Genomic DNA, 20,412 nt, shown 5'->3' on the forward strand with positions numbered 1-20,412 from the left:
GGCAAGCCCGGCTCTACGGGGCACCCCGCACGACCAAGCGATATACATCATAGACGTCATGAACGTAGAGCCGGGCTTGCCCGGCTGCCGTTCAACGCGATGCAACAAACGACTGGATCGCGGCGCGCAGGCGCTTCAACCCTTCGGCGATTTCTTCATCGCTGATGTTCAACGACGGCACAAAACGCAGCACGTCCGGGCCGGCCTGCAAGGTCAGCAGCCCATGCTCAGCGGCGTGGTCCAGGATCGGCCCGGCCTGGCCGGCAAAATCCTTGTCCAGCACGGCACCCAGCATCAGGCCGCGACCGCGCACCTGGCTGAACACCTTGAACTCGTCATTGATCTTGCCCAGGCCCTCGCGCAGCGCCTGCGACTGCCGGCCCACGTTGTGGGCGATTTCCGGCGAGGACAGCTTGCGCAGCGCCACCCTGGCCACTGCCGCGGCCAGCGGGTTGCCGCCGAACGTGGTGCCGTGCGCGCCGAACTGCATGGCCTCGGCCACCTTCGGCCCGGCCAGCATCGCACCGATCGGGAAACCGCCACCCAGGGCCTTGGCCAGGGTCACGATGTCCGGCTTGATGCCGTCCTGCCAGTGCGCGAACAGCGTGCCGGTACGGCCCATGCCGGCCTGGATCTCATCCAGCACCACCAGCGCGTTGTGCTGGTCGCACAGCTCGCGCACGCGCTGCAGGAAGCCGGACTTGGCCGGCATCACCCCGCCCTCGCCCTGGATCGGCTCCAGCATCACCGCGGCCACGTCACCGGCGGCCATGGCGGTCTCCAGCTGCACTTCATCGTTGAAGTCCACGTAGCGGAAGCCACCCGGCAGCGGCTCGTAGCCTTCCTGGTACTTCGGCTGGGCGGTGGCGGTCACCGCCGCCAAGGTGCGGCCATGGAAGCTGCCACGGAAGGTCACGATGACCCGCTTGTCAGCCGGGCGACCCTGCGAGGAGGCCCACTTGCGCACCAGCTTGATCGCCACCTCATTGGCTTCCGCGCCGGAATTGCACAGGAACACCCGCTCGGCGAAGCGCGAGGCGGTGACCAGCTCTTCGGCCAGACGCAGCGGCGGCTCACTGTAGAACACGTTGCTGGTGTGCCAGAGCTTGCCGGCCTGCTCGATCAGCGCCGCCTTCAGGTCCGGGTCGTTGTGGCCCAGGCCGCACACGGCAATGCCGGCGGCCAGGTCGATGAACTCCCGGCCGTGGTTGTCCCATACGCGCGCGCCCTGGCCGCGCTCAAGCACCACCTGGCGCGGCTTGTACACCGGCAGGTAGTAATGCGACAGGGACAGAAGCGGGTCAGGGGCAGCGGCGGTCATGGCGGTCAAGGGCTCCGGGAAAGGACTCATTCTCCCCCTACCCCGGCTGGGGCACAATGCGCCGCATGCGACCGTTCAGTGCCCCCCAGCTCAACCCCGCAACCGAGTCCGGCTGGCGCCGGACCTGGTTCGACATCATCTACCGCCACGACACCCGGCCCTCCCGCAATTTCGACCTGCTGCTGGTCTACGCCATCATCGCCAGCGTGCTGGTGGTCATGTTCGACAGCGTGCATCGCTTCCACCTCGCCCATGCCAGCTGGCTGTACGTGGTCGAGTGGGGCTTCACCATCCTGTTCACCGCCGAGTACCTGCTGCGGCTGGTGGTGGTGAAGCGCCCCCTGCGTTACGCCTTCAGCATCTGGGGCATCATCGACCTGGCCTCGATCCTGCCCACCTACCTGTCGCTGTTCATTCCCGGCGCGCAGAGCCTGCTGGTGGTGCGTGCGCTGCGCATCCTGCGCGTGTTCCGCATCCTCAAGCTGACCCGCTACATCGAAGAAAGCGGCGTGTTGATGGAATCGCTGTGGCGCAGCCGGCGCAAGATCCTGCTGTTCCTGTTCACCGTGATCACCATCACCATCATTGCCGGCACCATGATGTACGTGATCGAGGGGCCGAACCATGGCTTCACCAGCATTCCCAGCGCCATGTACTGGGCGGTGGTGACCATGGCCACCGTCGGCTTTGGCGACATCGTGCCGCAGACCGTGCTCGGGCGTTTCGTCACCTCGGTGTTGATTCTGATTGGTTACAGCATCATCGCCGTGCCCACCGGCATCTATACCGCCGAGCTGGCCAGCACCATGCGCGACGCCGAGCTGGCCGCGCGGCGGGATGCGCGTGGATGCCCGCATTGCGGGCTGGAGGGGCATGAGCCGGATGCGCGGCATTGCCGGCGGTGCGGGGAGAAGATCCCGGATACGTTCAACACGTAACGCATTGCGTCCGACCGTCGGGCGGACGCTTGTCTCCCACCGCCCCAATATTTCAATTGCTCCATCAGCAAGCACAACAGCGCACACTCATGGCAACGGGGTGACTGCCTCTGGCAAAGAGCACGGCGCATCAACAGAGGACACCATCAACCCTGTGCCGTCGCTCACCAAGGTGCCCAACGTCGCAAAATCACCACTCGGTTTGGCATAGTAGGTGCCCAAAACCGTAACCGGACAGGACGATGCGTAATCCCAATCACGCACGTCTTCCAACGTCTTCATCCTGCCCCTTGCAGCATTGAGCGTGTCCTGATCGACCTCGATGGCTATGCCACCGGCACCCTGCTGAAAGACGAAGAAGTCCCTGCCTGGATACAGAACGAGACGCCCGCGACCGCTGACAAGGTAGCCATTGATCCGGACAAGCTTGCCTGAGTACTGCTCGCGAGCACCCCACAGGTCTCCAAACGAAAGCAGGCAGATCTCATGTTTGCCTTTGCCTGCACACAGCGGGGAGCTTGAGACAGCAGCGGAAGAGCCCGAAGAAAAGAGCAGTGCGCCCAGGAGTGGAATACTGATGAATCTCATCACTTCAATTCGCTTCCGCGCAGGTCCTGGTTCGGTCGGAGCAGCGTCATCGTCCAAGATTCAGCTGCTCCGAATTCCAAACTACAACTGGTTGCTACGCTGAACCAGGTCGTTGTAGGTGTTCAACAACTTGGTCGGCGAACCGCCCGGTGCCAGCGTCGGATTGTCCATCCACTGGATTTCGAGCTTGCTGTACGGCTTCTTGTCGCGCACGCGGGCCACGCGCTCCTTGGCCTGGCGACGGAACGACTCGGCCGACATCTCGAACGTGCTCCAACCGGCGTTGTTCTGCTCTGGCTTGACCTTGGCGTGCGCCTCGTCGGAGAGCGCATTGAACGCGGCCACGCGCTTCTCACCTTCCGCGACGTCGAAGGTGTCCTCACTCATGAACTCCACCAGCGACTTGGCTTCCAGCATCATCGACAGACGGTAGAACTCCAGCGTACGGCCTTCGGCCTTCTCCAGCGCGGCCAGCTGTTCGCGCTGGGCCTGGTCGTTCTGCTTTTCCAGCTCGTCGCTGAAGGTCTCGCTGGACGCCGCGAAGGAACCCCACGCCGCCATCAGCGGTGCGTGCATCTGCTTGCCCTTGGCGAAGTTGTCGTCCTCGAAGTCTTCACGGCTGTAGTAGTCGTGGGCCTCCTTGGCCAACGGTTCCAGCGCGTGCAGCTGGGCCAGATAGTCCTTGGCCGCGGCATCAAGTGCCGGCAGCTTCGGTTCGGCGGCCAGCGCGCGGTTCACCGTCTCGTCGCACTTCTTCAGCCCGTAGCTGTCCACCGGACGAGGGCCGTAACCGCGCTGCTCCTTGCCGGTCGGGCCCGCTTCGGGGTCCTTCATCCAGCCGGTGTAGGTGTCGATACCCCGGTGCTGGTCGGCATCAATGGCGTTGTAGCAATCGATGTAGTCATTGAGCTTGACGGTCAGCGCTTCCTGCGCGTCCAGCTGTTCGCTGGCGGCGGCCGCCTCGGCCTTGGCCGGATCGGCCGACTTGTTGCCGCAGGCGCTCAGGGCCAGGGCGATCGAAACGGCCATCGTGGCCGTGCGTACTGCGTGCTTCATCCAACCTCTCCGTGTTGAAAACGTTTCCAGAGAACGGATTCTAGCAGGCAGAGCGTTGCCGGGCAGCCATTCAATGCCGATCAGGGTGCATCAATGCAGCAGTGAACAGTCATGACGCTCTTCCAACTCGTTCACAGTCCAACGAATTGACCCGTACACGCTGGTGGGCGGATATAGCGCAATCTCGCCAATAGGCGCCGAGTCGTCCGGAAGCTTGGCCAGCAACTCCTTCAATGCTGGAAGCGCCGCCCTTGAGGAGCAGCCGCCTCGCACGAGAATCTCCGCCACTTGCTGAGCCGTCGCCCGATCAAGTTCCCAGTCCATATCCAATTGCGGAAGTACGCGGCTCAGCCGGGCAACATGCGGGCTCACATACGCATCAGCCCCGGCCTCATCCAGGTGAGCCAAGGCGTTCATCATTCGCCGGCTGTCCATGTAACTGAAAGGCTCGTCTTCAGCGTGTGCTGGCGTCACCAGACACAGACCCAGGATGGCCAGCAGCAAATTGCGCATAAGGGTCACGCCTCAGTCCAGGAACAGATCCGGCAGCAGCGGCCGCGACGGATCCACCGCATAACCGCTGAGGTCGGTGACACCGGTTTCGGCCAGCACTTCATCGTCCAGCAGGAAGTTGCCGTGGAAGCCGGCGGCTTCGCGGGTCAACACCGCGTAGGCGGCATCCGCCATGATCTGCGGGGTGCGGCAACCGGCGGCGTCCACGCCCGGAATCATGTTGATCGCATCGGTGGCGATCACCGTGCGTGGCCACAGCGCATTTACCGCCACGCCCTGCGGACCGAATTCGGCGGCGAGACCAAGGGTGACGAAGCTCATGCCCATCTTGGCCAGGGTGTAGCCGGTGTGTGGCCCCCACCACTTCGGGTTGAGGCTGGGCGGCGGTGCCAAGGTGAGGATATGCGGGTTGGCCGCCTGCAGCAGGTGCGGCAGGCAAGCCTGCGCGCACAGAAAACTGCCGCGTGAATTCACCTGCTGCATCAGGTCGAAACGCTTCATCGGCGTATCCAGCGTGCCGCGCAGCCAGATCGCACTGGCGTTGTTGACTAGGATGTCGATACCGCCAAAGGTGTCCACGGTGGCGGCGACGGCGGCGTGAACCTGGTCTTCCTCACGAATGTCGCATTTCAGCGCCAAACCCTGGCCACCGACCGCGTTCACGGCTTCGGCGGCACTGTGGATGGTGCCGGGGAGCTTAGGATTGGGGACGGACGACTTGGCCGCGATGGCCACGTTGGCCCCTTCGCGTGCGGCGCGCAGGGCGATGGCCAAGCCGATGCCACGCGAGGCACCGGTGATGAACAGGGTTTTACCTTGCAGGGTCGTCATGCGGGCGGGTCCGGATTGCGGATGTAGGCCTACATTATGCTCTACCAGTTCAGGAAACCGGGATATCCCAATGCCGCACTACCTGTCGATAGAACGCGAGATGCGCGAGATCTATTTCCCAGAGCGAGATGGTAGCTTCTCATAGATTACGACCGGATCTTCTCTGCCCATCGCTCCCACGGCGTTCACTTCGCTTAGTGAATCAATCTCGCCAAACCAAGGTTCGACTGGATCTACCACCACATCAAACCGCCCCCGGACGCTCACGACCTGATACCAGCGATCCGTGAGGAGCGCCGCATCCTTTGAATCAATGGAAATCGCGTTGACGACCACGTCGTGTGCAAAATCATTCTCACTGGGATAGAGCAACGCGACCCCGCGCCGTGGAGCCAGATAGCCCACAATTGAAATGTTCTTACCAACTGCCGACTGAGGATCCACCATCAAACGCTGAAAGCTGGTCGTGCACGTACCGGAACCGTGCGTCCTGAAGTAACAAGCTGACAATGGACCGTGATCCACCGCCGGGGCACCATCTCGTTTACTACAACCGACCGCAAGTAGAGCAAACGCCACCCAGAACATTGTCATGCAATTTTTATTCATCTTACTTCCGGGTCTGTTCTACAGGTGAAGCAGCATCATTAGGGCGCGTCGTTGCCGGGAAGGCTGAAATCGGTCACGGAAAATCCGGCCTGACAGAACAAGGACGATCCGCCTCGATCTTTCCGATTGCCCGCTGAATCTCCTCGTAAGGGCTTACCGCAGGAGAAACGGCAATCCAGTCAACATCCGACCCGACCGGTGTTGCCTCTGAGAGAGCCAGGCGCAGATCGGGGAGAGCCGACTTCGCGCGGCAGGACACTGCTGAGAGTCCTAATCCTCCATAGAACCTGCCGATCGCACCGTCACGCTTGAGCATATCGGCAATAAGCGCCACCGAAGCGTCATTGAGCTCCTCCACCTCATCCGGCCCCGCCTTCGAAAGCCGCTCTACCAACTGCCTCATATGATTCGCCCGGTCATTGGCAGTGCGAGATTGCTCAATCAACTGGTGCGCCGACTGAACATCCGCATTGAGATCACCACCGCCCGCCATTGAAAGGAGGCTTACAGTCAAAGAGAAGAGTCCAATATTCATCAAGCGTTCTTGAATCGAGGAAACATCGCCTAGTCCAGCTTACCTGATACAGCGCTTCGACCGGTGCGGTCGACCGCGGGGTCCCGAGCAATGCACTCCGATAGCCAGTCGGGTGCCGCCCCGAGTACACGAGACGGTCCACCGGCTTTTTAGCTGGAGAGATAAGAAAGTCATCGAGGTAGTCTGCAACGTACCAATCGTCCCATGCTTCAAGAGCATAGAACGCATTGAGAAAACTCTCCGCGATGCTGGAGCCACGGATTTTTGCTCCCACGAACCCTGCATCTCGAAGGTGCTCATAAGGCTGCATGGGTAACGATGCAGAATCATCAGCCTGACCTACAACGGGCCATCGCCCCGAATTCAGCAGATCGACTGTCACGTAAATGACCGAAATGATGCTCTCGGCCGACACCTGCGGAAGTTGTCCGGCAGCATCCAGCTGACCTTTGCGGTCATAGAAGGCTACCGCCGCGCTGTTAAGAAGTTCTCGCTCACGAACGATCACTTGTCCAACGCAATACTCTCCATCCTTGAGCGGAACAACAAAGACACTCCCAACACCCCATTTCTGCCGCTTCCTTCTTGACACTACCCTGACCTTCCGATTCTCGTTGTTGAGGGGTTGCGTATCGTCATTTCGGACACTGAAGAGCTCACCTTCGTTTGCGGGTCATGCCCTAAAGATGTGATGTCTGCTATCGGCGGTCGACTTTCGTGCGACCCTACCAATGCTCCGACAGACGGGGCTAAGCACACTCTGGACGCGCTTCAAGCTCGCGCAGAACCGATGTCAAGGAGCCATAAGTACTCGTAGGCGGATAGAAGGGCAGAACGCCCACAAGCACGGAGTCATCCTTTAGCTGGGACAAAGGCTTCCTCAGTGAGGCAATCGCAAGTTTTGATGAGCAGCCTCCGCGAGCAATGATACGGGCCAAGTATCGGACGGTTATCTGATCTTCCTCGGATGCCATGTCGAGGCTCGACAAAGCTCTGCTCAACTGCCCCATATGTGTCCTCACATATGCATCCGCCTGGGCATCATCGAGCGAGAAGACAAATCCAACCATCGCCTCGGCCTCGCGACCGGTGAGGGTACTCTCGGCGGACTGGACCGCCTGGGAGGCCATCAATGCGATTACGAGCGCGCTACTCCTCATACAGCACGCTCGTTTCTTCGCCTTTCGCGAGCTGCTCAACCGCCGAGAGTGAATCCACCACCATGACGGAGTAGGTCAACTCGACTCCCGGTTCCAGCGGACTATTTTCCTCTCCGGTGTCCACCTGGGCTTCAATCAGCTTGCGTATGCCAGCAAAGCAGTACCTGACCTTGTGCCCATCGAGGTTCACGTGGCCACCTTCGCTGGGATCTTCCCGCTCCCTGGCCAGCGTTTCCGCGCGCTGCCAAGCGGCGTCGGCGGTATCGGCCTGAATCAGATAGACGTTCTCATGCAGCCGGTAGGACGACTGCCCTTCGTACTGGAAATAGAAAATGGCGTGTGCGCAATACCACATGGCGACTCCTTAGCATCCCTGCCAAACAGGGCGGCGAGGCTTTCTACTGTTCAAAGTACTTTCGATGACGGACCGCACGTACTGATTGCGAAGAGTGGGCTGCTCACACTGCTCCAGCACCTTCACTGCGAGCGATTGCATGCTGCCATCGCCTCCGGCCGAGAAGAGGTAGAACGAGGGTTCAATGTAGGTAGGATTGTGCTGTAGAAAGGCGCGGCCATCTGCGACGTCAAAGCTCAACTCGTCTCCGTAGTCTGCCCAGGCGATGTAGCGCCTCCAGAAATCGGGAGCGGTCCAGCGATAACGCTCATGGCTTGCCGCTACCAGCAGGTCCTGCAAGCGGTCTGCCGCTTCGGTGAATGCCGCGTCGCTGAGGTCCAGCGCCGCCACCCGGCCTGGCTCGCATGCCTGCCAGCAGAATGTCATGTAGTCGGCGAGGAATTCGTCCGGCGCATCGTCGCGCATTCTGGCGGCGTAGAAGGCCAACGCTGCGTCCGTGTCTTGTGGCTCGGTGCCCCAATCTCTCATTTCCAGATCATTCCTTTGCACTTGAATCAGTACATCAATCCTGCCGCGGGTTGGCAAGGCAGGGCGTTGCGTTCTCTATGGTCTGAATGGCCCGTTCAAGGTGATCGTATGGGCTAAACGACGGTGCCAGCACAATTGGCAGCACATCTGCCTCTGGCGCCGGGACCTCCGCCAATGTGGCGCGCAAGGAGGGAAGCGCGCCGTGGGCGCGGCACGCCACCGCTGCCAGTGCATGGGAGGCGAAGACCCTCCCAATGTCGCCATCCGTATTGAGCAGGTCTGTCAGATTCTGTATGGATTCGTCCGTGACCGAGCTGACCTGGTCCGGTGTTGCGACGGACAGGCGTTTGGCCAAGGCCTGCAGGAGGACCGAGCGATCGGAGCGCGTGTTCGCGTCGTGGATCTGGGCGTGTGCCGACGCGATCTCTTGATCAAGGCTGGGGTTCGCGGGGAGCGGGGTTGTGGGAAGTGCGAGTAGTAGGAATGAGAGCAGTCCTTGCATGAGTATTATCCATTGATGGGTTTGGGGGTTCTGTTGGGGGCGGTGCCTTCGTTTGTGGGTCATGCCCTAAAGAAGTGATCACCGTTACCGGCGGTCGACTATCGTGCGACCCTACCGAAGCCCTGCCCTGACCTCAGTTGAGGCGGAATCCATACACCGCGTCACGGCTTCGGCCCCTGCCCCTCGTTGTCTTCCCAGTGCAGGATTTTGCGGGTGACGAAACGGTAGACCGGTTTGCCGGTGCGGAACCACAGGTCGCGCACCCACGAGTGGCGCTTGAGCAGGCGCTTCTCCACCGGGGTGAGGTGTTCGCGGCAGTACATGCGCTTGTGCTTGAGCAAGTGACGAAGATCCTCGCGGGCGAGCAGGCGCATCCAGCGCGAGCGCGGGTTGCCGATCACCGCCAACTGGAAGTCGATCAGCGCGGGGCGGCCGTCTTCGCGTACCAGCCAGTTGGCTTCCTTGGCGAGGTCGTTGTGGGCGATGCCGTGGCGGTGGACCTGCTGCAGCAGCCGGCGCGCGGCGCGGAAGTAGGCCAGGTCGCCACGCGGGGGACGCTGGTACATGGCGTCGCCCTCCATGAAGCTGCGGTCCAGCCAGTGGCCGTCCCAGGCCAGCAGCCGGGGCGTGTCGGGCATGCCATTCAGATGGGCCAGCGCGCGTGCCTCGCGCCGGGCCAGCCACCAGGCCGGCAGACGCAGCCACCAGGGCGTGGCCCCGAGGTCGCGGCGCACGAAGCGATTGCCGTCCTGCTCAATCAGCAGGATGCGACCGAAGCTGTCGGCCTTCAGGGCATGCGGGGCGGTGGGCGGCGTTGACGTCATGCCGCCATTCTAGGCGGTTCACGTTCATTGCCGGCAGATGACGTCGTTTCGGAGCACGCCGGTGGCAGCCAGTCAGCGTTGCCCCCCTATAATCCGGCGATGGACTCTTCATGGATCGATGCCACGCTCGCGTGGATCGCAGCTCACCCCGTGCTTGCCGGTGCGGTCGTCTTCCTCATCGCCTTCTGCGATGCGGTCATCATTCTGGGCGCGATCGTGCCGGCGCTGCCATTGCTGTTCGCGGTGGGCGTGCTGATCGGCCTGGGCCAGATCTCCGGCCCGTATGCGGTGGCCTGCACCGCGCTGGGCGCGCTGGCCGGCGATGCACTCAGTTACTGGGTCGGCCGCCGCTGGGGCAACCGGCTGCGCGGCATCTGGCCATTCAGTCGCTACCCGCAGCTGCTGGACCGCGGCGAAATCATGTTCCGCCGCAATGCGTTCAAGAGCATTCTGGTCGCCCGCTACGTGGGAGCCATCCGTCCGTTCGTGCCGGCCATCGCCGGCATGATGAAGATGCCGGTGCCCCGCTATCTGCAGGCCAGCAGCATCGCCGCGATCAGCTGGGCGCTGCTGTTCCTGGCCCCGGGCTGGGTGCTCGGCGAAGCCTACGACGCGGTCGCAGCCGTGGCCGGCCGGCTGGTGATGGTGCTCGCGCTGGTTGGCGTGGTGCTGGGCGTGGTCTGGGCGATCGTGCTGTATGGCTACCGCTGGTCGGCGGCGCGCATGGATTCCTGGCTGGCCGGGCTGCTGCGCTGGTATCAGCGCCACCCCACCCTGGGCCGGTACTCGGTAGCGGTGTTCGATCCGAACCGTCGCGAATCGGTACCGCTGGCGATGCTGGCGCTGATGCTGCTGTTGCTGGGCTGGTGCTGGTTCGCGCTGTTGATGGCGGTGGTCGCCCATGGCGAACCGCTGGCGCTGGACCTGGCGGTGCACGAGGCGATGCTGGCCCTGCGCAACCCGCTCGCCGACTACCCGATGGCCGCACTGGCTTCGCTGGGCGCATGGCAGGTGCTGATGCCGGCGACCGCGGCGGGCATGGGCTACCTGATCTGGCGGCGGCGCTGGATGGCGGCCGGGCACTGGCTGGCGGCGCTGGCCTTCGGCTATGCGCTGACCGAGCTGCTGGGTACCACGGTCGATGTGGTGCGCCCGCCGAATGCGAGCAGCGGCTTCGGCTTCCCGTCGGTGTCGGTGACCATGGCCACGATCACCTTCGGCTTCTTCGCGGTGCTGATCGGGCGCGAACTGCCCGGGCGCACGCGGGTGTGGCCGTACCTGCTGTCGGGCATCGTGGTCAGCCTGATCGGCTTTGCCCGCATCTACCTGGGTGCGCACTGGCTCAGCGACGTCATCGGCGGCATGTTGTTCGGCATCTTCTGGCTGCTGGTGCTGGGCATCGCCTACCGCCGCCGCTTCAACCGCTCGTTCTGGGTCAAGCCCGTGTCGTGGCTGTTCTACGGCACGTTCGCGGCAGCGGCGTTCTGGTACGCCCCACGCAACATCGAAGCCAAACTGGAACGTTTTGAGCCGGCTCAGCCCGCGCCCACAGCGCTGACCGCACAGGGCTGGTGGGACGGTGCCTGGCGCGCCCTGCCGGCACGTCGCAACGAATTCGACGACGACCAGCGCTGGCCGCTGGACGTACAGGTGGGCGGGCCGCTGGGTCCCCTGCGCCAGCAACTGGAAAGCCACGGCTGGCACGTGCAGCCGCAGGCCGGCTGGGAGCAGGCGTTGCTGATGTTGGACAAATCCGCCGCGCCGGAAGAAGTGCCGGTGCTGCCAGCTACGCTGGACACCCAGGTCGAGTCGCTGCTGATGATCCGCGCCGGCGATGCGCCGTACGAAATCTACGCGCTGCGGCTGTGGCCGGCTCCGGCCGAACTGACGCCGGGCAAGCAGCCGTTGTGGCTGGGTAGCGCGCAGACCCTGCGCTACGAACAGCATTTCGGCTTGATCGGCATGTGGCACCCGATGCGCGGCATCGACCCCTCGTTGAAGGCGGTGCGTGAGGCATTGGACGGGCTGCCGCAGGCGGTGGAGGCGCATCCGGAATCGAAGACGCCGGTGTTGCGCGTGCGCACGGATCACGACCGGTAGGTCACGACCGTTGGTCGTGACCGGCGGAGATCAGGGAATCCACCCCAGCAGATCTTCCAACCGCTGGTGCGGATCATCACGCTGCAGCAGCTGCAGCCGCTGCGATTCTTCCAGCGGCATCAATTCGGCCAGCTTCCATCCCACCCAAGCGGCCTGGTCGAGCAGCATCGGCACCTTGGGCGCATACGGATTGCCGGCCTGCTCGATGATGTGCTCCAGCACGGTGGACAGCAGCGCGTGCTCGGGCCGCAGCTCGTCATCGTGGTCCGGTTCGGCCCACTGCACGTCGGCCACGATCAGACCGTTGTCGCGCACCCGCACCTGCTCCACATGGAAGCGCCGGTGTCCGCGCAGGGTCAGCACCAGCACCCCGTCCGGACCGACATCGAAGTCGGTGATGCGCGCTTCAACGCCATGTGCGGCCGGCGTCGCCGGAGCACCGACCTCTTCACCCTTGAGAATCAGACAGATGCCGAAGCCGGTTTCGTTGCGGCTGCACTCGCGCACCATGTCCATATAGCGCCGTTCGAACACCCGCAGGGTCAGCGATGCGTTCGGCAGCAGTACCGAATGCAGCGGGAACAACGGCAGCGAGACGGTTTCACTCATGGCGCTCAGCCCTGCTGCAGCTGGGCCAGGAAGCGGCGCGGTGCGCCGTCGAAGCCGCCGTTGGACATGAACACCACATGGTCACCGGGCTGGGCGATGTCGCCCAGCTGCGCCAGCAGCGCGTCGGTGTCGGGCACCGCGTGCGCCTGGCCCTGCACGGCACCGATCACCTTGGCCGCGTCCCAAGCCAACTCGGGGCGATGCAGGAACACCACGGCATCGGCACCGTCCAGCGAAGGAGCCAGGGCGTCGGCGTGCGCGCCCAGGCGCATGGAATTGCTGCGCGGCTCCATCGCCACCACGATGCGGGCCGCACCGACCTTGGCCCGCAGGCCTTCCAGGGTGGTGCGGATCGCGGTGGGATGGTGGGCGAAGTCGTCATACACGGTGATGTCGCGGGCGCTGCCAATCACTTCCAGCCGGCGCTTGACGCTGCGGAACTGCGCCAAGGCGGGAATCACCGTGGCCGGGTCGACCCCAACCGCGTGCGCGGCAGCCAGCGCGGCCAGGCCGTTGAGCACATTGTGGCGGCCCAGCAGCGGCCAGTTCACCTGGCCCAGGGCCACGCCACGGTGATGCACGATGAAGGCGCTGCCGTCGGCGTGGACCAGCTCGGCATGCCACTCCAGCGACGGGTCGAAGCCAAAGCGCTCGACCGGGGTCCAGCAGCCCATCGCCAGCACTTCAGCCAGATAGGCGTCCTCTCCGTTGACGATCAGGCGGCCGCGCGCCGGCACGGTGCGGACCAGATGGTGGAACTGGCGCTGGATGGCGGCCACGTCGGGGAAGATGTCGGCGTGGTCGTATTCCAGGTTGTTCAGGATCGCGACCAGCGGCCGGTAATGCACGAACTTGCTGCGCTTGTCGAAGAAGGCGGTGTCGTACTCATCGGCCTCGACCACGAACTCCCGTCCCTGCCCGGCACGGGCGGAGACGCCGAAGTCCTCGGCCACACCGCCGATCAGGAAGCCCGGCTCACGGCCCGCGGCCTGCAGCAGCCAGGTCAGGATGGTGGTGGTGGTGGTCTTGCCGTGGGTGCCGGCCACCGCGAGGGTGTCGCGGCCCGGCAGCACCTGCTCGGCCAGCCACTGGGCACCGGAAATGTAGCGCTGGCCGGCGTCCAGCACCGCTTCCACGGCAGGGTTGCCGCGTGACAGGGCGTTGCCGATCACCACCTCGTCGCAGTCGGCGGCGACACTGTCGGGCCGGTAGCCGGGGTCCAGGGTGATCCCCAGCTGCTCCAGCTGGGTGGACATCGGCGGGTAGATCGCCTGGTCGCTGCCACGGACCGTATGGCCCAGTTCCCGCGCCAGCGCGGCCACGCCGCCCATGAAGGTGCCGGCAATTCCAAGGATATGAAGGGTACTCATGACCCGATTGTCGCCGATCATCCGCATGGATGGTGGCCGGGTAGGGGAAATCTGAACCCTGTCAGGGAATCCCCTATACCGCTGTACTGTGAAGACGGACACAATTCACGTCGCCAGCCGCAATACCCCCATCGGTCCTACTCCCCAAGAGGCCAATCCCCAGGGGGGCTCATGTTGTGGGGCCCTGAGCAAGCCCGCTCGCTGGTTACTTACACCGCACGCCCGGCTCTTCCCCGAGCTGGGCGTGCAGGTGTAAGACGTTGGCGCTGCCGCAGCAGCGCCCCGCCGCATCAGGCCTTGATCGCCTTGTGAATGCGCGCTTCCACCTCGTCCAGCTCACCCACGCCGTCCACACGCTCCAGCGTGCCGCGACCGGCGTAGAAGTCCACCACCGGGGCGGTCTGCTCGTTGTAGACATTCAGACGGTTGCGCACCGATTCCGGGCTGTCGTCGGCACGACCCTGCTCGGCCGCACGGCCGGCAATGCGCTCCACCAGCAGGTCGGTGCCCACATCCAGCTGCACCACGGCATCCAGCGGCTGGCCGATCTTGGCCAGCACGGCGTCCAGCGCGTTGGCCTGGGCCACGTTGCGCGGGTAACCGTCGAGAATGAAGCCCTTGGCCACATCGGCCTGGGACAGGCGCGATTCCAGCATGCCCAGCAGAATCTCGTCGGAAACGAGATTACCGGCATCCATGACCGACTTGGCCTGCTTGCCCAGCTCCGAGCCGGCGGCAATTTCGGCGCGCAGCATGTCGCCGGTGGAAATATGGGCCAGGCCCAGCTTGTCCTTCAGGCGCGTCGCCTGTGTCCCCTTGCCCGAACCGGGCGGTCCCAACAGAACCAATCGCATCAACCTGACTCCAACTTGGTAAAAAAAGGAAGGGTTCGCGCGGCGCGGAAACACCCGCTCACGCTGCACCGCAATACACGCACTTTACCTCATACGGGTAATGTCCCTGCAATGTCTTCCTCCCCCGACCAAGGTCGCACCATGTCCAATGGCACCCTGCTGTACGCCCAGTCAGGCGGCGTCACCGCCGTCATCAATGCCACCGCCTCGGCGGTGATCAGCACCGCCAGAACCAAGGGAATCAAGGTCTTGGCCGCACGCAACGGCATTCTCGGCGCGCTGCGTGAAGAGCTGATCGACACCTCGAAGGAATCGGCGGCGGCCATTGCCGCGCTGGCGCATACCCCCGGCGGAGCGTTTGGCTCCTGCCGCTACAAACTCAAATCACTGGAGGCCGATCGGGCTCGCTATGAGCGCCTGCTGGCGGTGCTGCAGGCGCATGACGTGCGCTGGTTCCTGTACAACGGCGGCAATGACTCGGCCGACACGGCCTGGAAGGTGTCGCAGCTGGCCAAGGCCTTCAATTACGACCTGACCTGCATCGGCGTACCCAAGACCATCGACAACGACCTGGCGGTGACCGACACCTGCCCGGGCTTCGGCTCGGCGGCCAAGTACACCGCGGTGTCGGTGCGCGAGGCGGCACTGGACGTGGCGGCCATGGCAGAAACCTCGACCAAGGTGTTCGTCTACGAGGCCATGGGCCGGCACGCCGGCTGGCTGGCCGCCGCCGCCGGGTTGGCCGGCGAGGGTCCCGATGATGCCCCGCACATCATCCTGCTGCCCGAGCGCGCCTACGACGAAGCGGCCTTCCTGGCCAAGGTGAAGCAGGTGGTGGAACGCGTGGGCCACTGTGTGGTGGTGGCCTCGGAAGGCATCCAGACCGCAGACGGCACGTTCGTGGCCGATGCCGGCGGCGGCAAGGACGCGTTCGGGCATTCACAGCTCGGCGGCGTGGCCTCGCTGCTGGCCGGGCGGGTGAAAGACGCGCTGGGCTACAAGGTGCACTGGACCCTGCCGGATTATCTGCAGCGCTCGGCGCGGCACATTGCCTCGAAGACGGACTGGGAACAGGCCCAGGCAGTGGGCAAGGCAGCCGTGCAGTACGCGCTGAAAGGCCAGAATGCGGTGATGCCGGTGATCGTGCGCAGCAGCGACAAACCTTACCGCTGGAAGATCGAACCTGCGCCGCTGCATAAGGTGGCCAACCACGAAAAGAAGATGCCGGCCGGCTTCATCCGTCGCGATGGCTTCGGCATCACCGACAAGGCACGGGCCTATCTGTCGCCGCTGATCAAGGGCGAGGCTCCGCTGCCGTACGGGGCGGATGGATTGCCGAAGTACGTGACGCTGAAGAACGTGGCGGTGAAGAAGAAACTGCCGGCGTTCGAGGCGTAATGCGATCACCGCATCGCCACGCAGCGCGTGGCGATGCGGGTGCCATCACGGGCAGGCCTTCCCCTCCACCTCGGCCTTCGCTGCAAACATCGGCACCTGTGCGGTCTTGCCGGCCGCCGCCTGCTTTTTTGCGTCTTCCAGATAGATGCGCGACTGGCCCTGCCCGTCCAGGTCGGGCTTCGTGTCGACCGGCAGTCGCCACACACTGACCACCGCCTGCTGCGAGGGGCAGGCCGCGCTGGGTACGCGGATCACGTCGTTGAGCTTCCAGCCTTTGTCTGCGCTGGGCTGGACCTTATCGAAATCGACAAAACGCGAGCGCGGCTGGCATTGCGGGCTGGTGCGCACCACGCTGAAGCGATAGGGCTGGGCGGCGTCGCCGGTGAACTGCCCCTCCAGACGTGCACAGGCTTCGGGAATCTGGCGCAGGGTGTGGGCGGCCCCGATCGCTTGCGCGGTACCGGTGGGACGGTTGATTTCAGGGGTGTCGGCGGCGCTGGCGGTGACGCTGGTCGCCAGCAATGCCAGGGCCAGGAGGGTGTGGGGGGACATGGAAGCCTCCGGAGTGAGATGTGTGGAGGCTGGCAGGACGTGGATGAACGGCGTGGCAAGGACGCGCGAAGCACGACGCCGGGCAGATTGACGCAGGTGGTGGTCACAGCGCTGCAATTCACTGCATACTCGTTGCCGCACCAGGATTGCTGAACAAAGCCACACGCAGGAGGACCGGGCACGGTCTGAACGGGTTGGTCCACGCTTGCAGCCCGTTGTGCCCTTTACGTGGTGAGGTTCGTCCATCCGCTGGATGCCAATCCATCACCCGGGAGGGGACATGCTGGAACGTTATGGGCTTTCTCTGGCGCTGCTGTGCGCCATTCTCGCGATTCTCTTCGGCATCATTTCAGCGCGCTGGATCCTGCGGCAACCCGCCGGCAATGCCCGCATGCAGGAAATCGCCGCCGCCATCCAGGAAGGCGCGCGCGCCTACCTCAACCGTCAATACCTGACCATCGGCATCGCGGGCGCGGTGCTGTTCGTGCTGGTCGGCGCCTTCCTCAGCTGGTACACCGCGATCGGTTTCGCCATTGGTGCGGTGCTGTCCGGTGCCGCCGGCTACATCGGCATGAACGTATCGGTACGCGCCAATGTGCGCACGGCCGAGGCGGCCCGCAACGGGCTGAGTGCGGCGATGGACGTGGCGTTCCGCGGTGGTGCGATCACCGGCATGCTGGTGGTCGGGCTCGGGTTGCTCGGCGTGGCCGGCTACTACGCGCTACTGCTGCGGCTGGGCCTGGCCCAGGACCAGGCCTTGCACGCGCTGGTCGGGCTGGCGTTTGGTTCGTCGCTGATCTCGATCTTCGCGCGACTGGGCGGCGGCATCTTCACCAAGGGAGCCGACGTCGGCGCGGACCTGGTGGGCAAGGTGGAAGCGGGCATTCCCGAGGACGACCCGCGCAACCCCGCGGTGATCGCCGATAACGTTGGCGACAACGTCGGCGACTGCGCTGGCATGGCCGCCGACCTGTTTGAAACCTATGCGGTGACGGTGATCGCCACCATGCTGCTGGGCAGTCTGATGCTGGCCGAGGCCGGGCGCAACGCCATCCTGTACCCGCTGGTGCTGGGCGGGGTCTCGATCATCGCCTCGATCATCGGTGCGCTGTTCGTCAAGGTGAAGCCCGGCGGCTCGATCATGGGCGCACTGTACAAAGGCGTGATCGTGTCCGGAGTCCTGGCGGCCATTGCGTTCTACCCGATCACCCAGCAGTTGATGCCGGACAACGCACACGGGGCGTTCAACCTGTACCTCTGCGCGCTGATCGGTCTGATATTGACCGGGCTGATCGTGTGGATCACCGAGTACTACACCGGTACGCAGTACAAACCAGTGCAGCACGTGGCACAGGCGTCGACCACCGGGCATGGCACCAACATCATTGCCGGGCTCGGTGTATCCATGAAGTCCACCGCCCTGCCGGTGATCGCGGTGTGTGTGGCGATCTGGCTGGCACATCTGCACGGGGGCCTGTACGGCATCGCGATCGCGGCCACCTCGATGTTGTCGATGGCCGGCATGATCGTGGCACTGGACGCCTACGGACCGATCACCGACAACGCCGGCGGCATCGCTGAAATGGCCGAACTGCCCTCGGAAATCCGCGACATCACCGACCCGCTCGATGCGGTCGGCAACACCACCAAGGCGGTGACCAAGGGCTATGCGATCGGCTCGGCGGCGCTGGCCGCGCTGGTGCTGTTTGCCGATTACACGCACAACCTGCAGGCCGCCAACCCGGGCGAGGTGTTCACCTTCGACCTGTCTGACCACACGGTGATCATCGGTCTGTTGATCGGCGGGTTGATCCCCTACCTGTTCGGCGCGATGGCGATGGAGGCGGTGGGCCGTGCCGCCGGTGCGGTGGTGGAGGAAGTACGTCGCCAGTTCCGCGAGATCGCCGGCATCATGCAGGGCACCGGCAAACCGCAGTACGACCGCGCGGTGGACATGCTGACCCGCTCGGCGATCCGCGAGATGATCGTGCCCTCGCTGCTGCCGGTGGCGGTACCGGTGGTGGTGGGCCTGCTGCTGGGGCCACGTGCACTGGGTGGCCTGCTGATCGGCACCATCGTCACCGGGCTGTTCGTGGCCATTTCGATGACCACCGGCGGCGGGGCCTGGGACAACGCCAAGAAATACATTGAAGACGGCCACTTCGGCGGCAAGGGCAGCGAGGCGCACAAGGCGGCGGTCACCGGCGATACGGTGGGCGATCCGTACAAGGACACCGCTGGCCCGGCGATCAACCCGTTGATCAAGATCATCAACATCGTGGCGTTGTTGCTGGTGCCGTTGCTGTAGCGCATCAGGTAGCACCCGACCCGCGGTCGGGTGCTACCCGCGGAACCATTACGGCATCGGCGACGGGCGCGACAACACGTAAATGGCGCTGGCCAGGAAGAACGCCGCCACCCCCAGCAGCAAGGGCAGCGACGGCCGCGCCCCCCAGCAGAACATCGCGAACCCGAACGCCATGCCGCCGGCGGCAAACGCCTTGCCCTTGCGGCTCACGGCCCCCTGCTCACGCCAGGCGCGCAGTGCGGGCCCGTACTTCGGGTGCTCCAGCAGCTTGCGCTCGAATTTCGGCGAACTGCGGGCGAAGCAGCCCACCGCCAGAATGAGGAAGATGGTGGTTGGCATCACCGGCAGCAGCGCGCCGATGACGCCCAGCGCCACCATCACCCAACCCAGTGCGAACCACAGCCAGCGCATCAGCGGTCACGGCTCCTCATTGACCAAACTCCTGCTCCACGTGCGCATGCACGCTGCGGAACGCGGCGTCAGCGGCGTCGATGACCTGCTGCTCCTGTTCGGCAGTCAGCGGCACGCTGTCGAGCGCGGCGGTGAAGCTGCGCCAATGCCGTGCCGCGCCGTCCGGATGCGCGGCGAGATGACGCGCGCCAAAACCGGCATCCAGGCCCAGCTTGCCCGCCATCTTGTACAGCACGGTGCCGCCCAGGTTGGAGCCTTCGGCCACGTACAGCCAGCCCAGTGCAGCGGCCAGCGGCAGGTCGGCGGACAGGGGGGCAGACAGCGGTGCCGGCAGCGCCTGCTCCAGATCCTGCAGGTCCTGCGCGACCTGGTTCAAGCGGCGACGCTCGCCCAGGTCAGGTAGCAGCGCGTCCAGCGCCGCATTGCCGTACAGCGCATCCACGTCGCGGTGGAAGCGGAACTGCACCCGCAGAAAGCGGGCGAAATGCGCACGGCTGGCAAAGATGTCGCCGGCCATGATGCGCGCATCCAGCGCGCCGTGGCTGTCACGGGTGGCGGCCTTGAGGCGTTGGCTGCGGGTGGCGTCGGTGGTGTCGAGGGCAAGCATGCAATTCACGTCTGAGTGGGCGGTACCTGGAGTAGGACGCGTGAGCGGCCATCGGCCCCAAGCCGATTGCAGCACGGCGGACAGCTCCCCCATTCCGGCGATGCCATCCTCACCCGCTGTTGCCGATAATGCCAGCCTGACCGCCCCACGAGGACTTTTTGATGGATACCACTGAAAGCCGCATGACCACCCTGTTTGAACAGCTGGGCCTGGATGCGAGCAAGGACGGCATTGCCGCGTTCATTCTCGCCCATCAGCTCCCGGCCGACGTACCCGTGGCCGACGCCCCGTTCTGGAACGATGGCCAGCGCCAGTTCCTGTCCGAGCAGCTGAAGTCGGATGCGGACTGGGCCATCATCGTGGATGAGCTCAACGAGGCCCTGCACGCGGATGCATCGGCGCGGTGATGCATGGGATCCGTGGTGACGGGCCATGCCCGTCAC

22 protein-coding genes are annotated in these 20,412 nt (G+C 64.3%); 5 read left to right on the forward strand and 17 right to left on the reverse strand.

Annotation, left to right across the window (positions count from 1 at the left end):
- Nucleotides 1–91: 91 nt before the first annotated feature.
- Nucleotides 92–1,321, reverse strand: coding sequence for an acetylornithine transaminase (locus tag QMX83_RS12225; protein WP_282296929.1), 1,230 nt, complete (start codon nucleotides 1,319–1,321; stop codon nucleotides 92–94).
- 65 nt (nucleotides 1,322–1,386) lie between these two features.
- Between QMX83_RS12225 and QMX83_RS12230 the strand changes: the two genes are divergently transcribed.
- Nucleotides 1,387–2,259, forward strand: coding sequence for an ion transporter (locus tag QMX83_RS12230; RefSeq protein WP_282296909.1), 873 nt, complete (start codon nucleotides 1,387–1,389; stop codon nucleotides 2,257–2,259).
- Nucleotides 2,260–2,346: 87 nt separating this feature from the next.
- On the opposite strand, the gene QMX83_RS12235 is transcribed toward QMX83_RS12230, so the two are convergent.
- The 10 genes from QMX83_RS12235 to QMX83_RS12280 all read right to left on the reverse strand — a co-directional run bounded on the left by QMX83_RS12235 (nucleotide 2,347) and on the right by QMX83_RS12280 (nucleotide 9,760).
- The gene (locus QMX83_RS12235; protein WP_282296910.1) at nucleotides 2,347–2,904 is read right to left on the reverse strand and encodes a hypothetical protein; all 558 of its coding nucleotides are present in this window, start codon (nucleotides 2,902–2,904) and stop codon (nucleotides 2,347–2,349) included.
- Nucleotides 2,905–2,928: 24 nt separating this feature from the next.
- A complete protein-coding gene (locus QMX83_RS12240) occupies nucleotides 2,929–3,903 on the reverse strand; it encodes a YiiG family protein (protein WP_282296911.1) in 975 nt (324 codons plus the stop codon).
- Between the two features lie 90 nt (nucleotides 3,904–3,993).
- Entirely contained in the window at nucleotides 3,994–4,416 is a 423-nt protein-coding gene (locus QMX83_RS12245) for a hypothetical protein (protein ID WP_282296912.1), read from the reverse strand.
- Between the two features lie 12 nt (nucleotides 4,417–4,428).
- Entirely contained in the window at nucleotides 4,429–5,247 is an 819-nt protein-coding gene (locus QMX83_RS12250) for an NAD(P)-dependent oxidoreductase (RefSeq protein WP_282296913.1), read from the reverse strand.
- Nucleotides 5,248–5,358: 111 nt separating this feature from the next.
- Complete coding sequence (locus QMX83_RS12255) at nucleotides 5,359–5,856, reverse strand: hypothetical protein (protein ID WP_282296914.1); 498 nt, start codon at nucleotides 5,854–5,856, stop codon at nucleotides 5,359–5,361.
- A 73-nt stretch (nucleotides 5,857–5,929) separates the two neighbouring features.
- Nucleotides 5,930–6,391, reverse strand: coding sequence for a hypothetical protein (locus QMX83_RS12260; protein ID WP_282296915.1), 462 nt, complete (start codon nucleotides 6,389–6,391; stop codon nucleotides 5,930–5,932).
- Between the two features lie 1,149 nt (nucleotides 6,392–7,540).
- Nucleotides 7,541–7,906: a DUF4288 domain-containing protein gene (locus tag QMX83_RS12265; protein ID WP_282296916.1), complete on the reverse strand. Its 366-nt coding sequence runs from the start codon at nucleotides 7,904–7,906 to the stop codon at nucleotides 7,541–7,543.
- A 9-nt stretch (nucleotides 7,907–7,915) separates the two neighbouring features.
- Nucleotides 7,916–8,392, reverse strand: a complete 477-nt coding sequence (locus QMX83_RS12270) for a hypothetical protein (RefSeq protein ID WP_282296917.1) — start codon at nucleotides 8,390–8,392, stop codon at nucleotides 7,916–7,918.
- 76 nt (nucleotides 8,393–8,468) lie between these two features.
- Nucleotides 8,469–8,936, reverse strand: coding sequence for a hypothetical protein (locus QMX83_RS12275; RefSeq protein WP_282296918.1), 468 nt, complete (start codon nucleotides 8,934–8,936; stop codon nucleotides 8,469–8,471).
- A 161-nt stretch (nucleotides 8,937–9,097) separates the two neighbouring features.
- Nucleotides 9,098–9,760 (reverse strand): serine/threonine-protein kinase, encoded by a 663-nt coding sequence (locus QMX83_RS12280; protein WP_282296919.1) that lies wholly within the window; start codon nucleotides 9,758–9,760, stop codon nucleotides 9,098–9,100.
- Nucleotides 9,761–9,859: 99 nt separating this feature from the next.
- Here QMX83_RS12280 and QMX83_RS12285 point away from each other — a divergent pair, with 99 nt between their 5' ends.
- The gene (locus QMX83_RS12285; protein ID WP_282296920.1) at nucleotides 9,860–11,860 is read left to right on the forward strand and encodes a bifunctional DedA family/phosphatase PAP2 family protein; all 2,001 of its coding nucleotides are present in this window, start codon (nucleotides 9,860–9,862) and stop codon (nucleotides 11,858–11,860) included.
- A gap of 30 nt (nucleotides 11,861–11,890) precedes the next feature.
- Here the strand turns inward: QMX83_RS12285 and QMX83_RS12290 are convergent, their stop codons facing one another.
- The 3 genes from QMX83_RS12290 to QMX83_RS12300 all read right to left on the reverse strand — a co-directional run bounded on the left by QMX83_RS12290 (nucleotide 11,891) and on the right by QMX83_RS12300 (nucleotide 14,693).
- A complete protein-coding gene (locus QMX83_RS12290) occupies nucleotides 11,891–12,469 on the reverse strand; it encodes an LON peptidase substrate-binding domain-containing protein (protein WP_282296921.1) in 579 nt (192 codons plus the stop codon).
- Between the two features lie 5 nt (nucleotides 12,470–12,474).
- Nucleotides 12,475–13,839 carry a UDP-N-acetylmuramate:L-alanyl-gamma-D-glutamyl-meso-diaminopimelate ligase gene (mpl, locus tag QMX83_RS12295; RefSeq protein WP_282296922.1) on the reverse strand — a complete coding sequence of 455 codons (1,365 nt, stop codon included), beginning with the start codon at nucleotides 13,837–13,839 and terminating at the stop codon, nucleotides 12,475–12,477.
- Nucleotides 13,840–14,129: 290 nt separating this feature from the next.
- Complete coding sequence (locus QMX83_RS12300) at nucleotides 14,130–14,693, reverse strand: adenylate kinase (RefSeq protein ID WP_282296923.1); 564 nt, start codon at nucleotides 14,691–14,693, stop codon at nucleotides 14,130–14,132.
- A 141-nt stretch (nucleotides 14,694–14,834) separates the two neighbouring features.
- Here QMX83_RS12300 and QMX83_RS12305 point away from each other — a divergent pair, with 141 nt between their 5' ends.
- Complete coding sequence (locus QMX83_RS12305; RefSeq protein WP_282296930.1) at nucleotides 14,835–16,091, forward strand: 6-phosphofructokinase; 1,257 nt, start codon at nucleotides 14,835–14,837, stop codon at nucleotides 16,089–16,091.
- Between the two features lie 45 nt (nucleotides 16,092–16,136).
- Here QMX83_RS12305 and QMX83_RS12310 read toward each other — a convergent pair whose 3' ends face one another.
- The gene (locus tag QMX83_RS12310) at nucleotides 16,137–16,643 is read right to left on the reverse strand and encodes a hypothetical protein (RefSeq protein WP_282296924.1); all 507 of its coding nucleotides are present in this window, start codon (nucleotides 16,641–16,643) and stop codon (nucleotides 16,137–16,139) included.
- Nucleotides 16,644–16,923: 280 nt separating this feature from the next.
- On the opposite strand from QMX83_RS12310, the gene QMX83_RS12315 reads away from it, so the two are divergent.
- Nucleotides 16,924–18,951, forward strand: coding sequence for a sodium-translocating pyrophosphatase (locus QMX83_RS12315; protein ID WP_282296925.1), 2,028 nt, complete (start codon nucleotides 16,924–16,926; stop codon nucleotides 18,949–18,951).
- 48 nt (nucleotides 18,952–18,999) lie between these two features.
- On the opposite strand, the gene QMX83_RS12320 is transcribed toward QMX83_RS12315, so the two are convergent.
- Both QMX83_RS12320 and QMX83_RS12325 read right to left on the reverse strand, forming a co-directional pair.
- Nucleotides 19,000–19,362, reverse strand: a complete 363-nt coding sequence (locus tag QMX83_RS12320) for a YbaN family protein (protein WP_282296926.1) — start codon at nucleotides 19,360–19,362, stop codon at nucleotides 19,000–19,002.
- Nucleotides 19,363–19,378: 16 nt separating this feature from the next.
- Nucleotides 19,379–19,969 carry a biliverdin-producing heme oxygenase gene (locus QMX83_RS12325; protein ID WP_282296927.1) on the reverse strand — a complete coding sequence of 197 codons (591 nt, stop codon included), beginning with the start codon at nucleotides 19,967–19,969 and terminating at the stop codon, nucleotides 19,379–19,381.
- 161 nt (nucleotides 19,970–20,130) lie between these two features.
- Here QMX83_RS12325 and QMX83_RS12330 point away from each other — a divergent pair, with 161 nt between their 5' ends.
- Entirely contained in the window at nucleotides 20,131–20,376 is a 246-nt protein-coding gene (locus QMX83_RS12330; RefSeq protein ID WP_282296928.1) for a DUF2789 domain-containing protein, read from the forward strand.
- The last annotated feature ends 36 nt before the right edge of the window (nucleotides 20,377–20,412 follow it).

It is taken from the genome of Stenotrophomonas sp. PS02289 (assembly GCF_029960115.1).
Taxonomy (GTDB): domain Bacteria; phylum Pseudomonadota; class Gammaproteobacteria; order Xanthomonadales; family Xanthomonadaceae; genus Stenotrophomonas.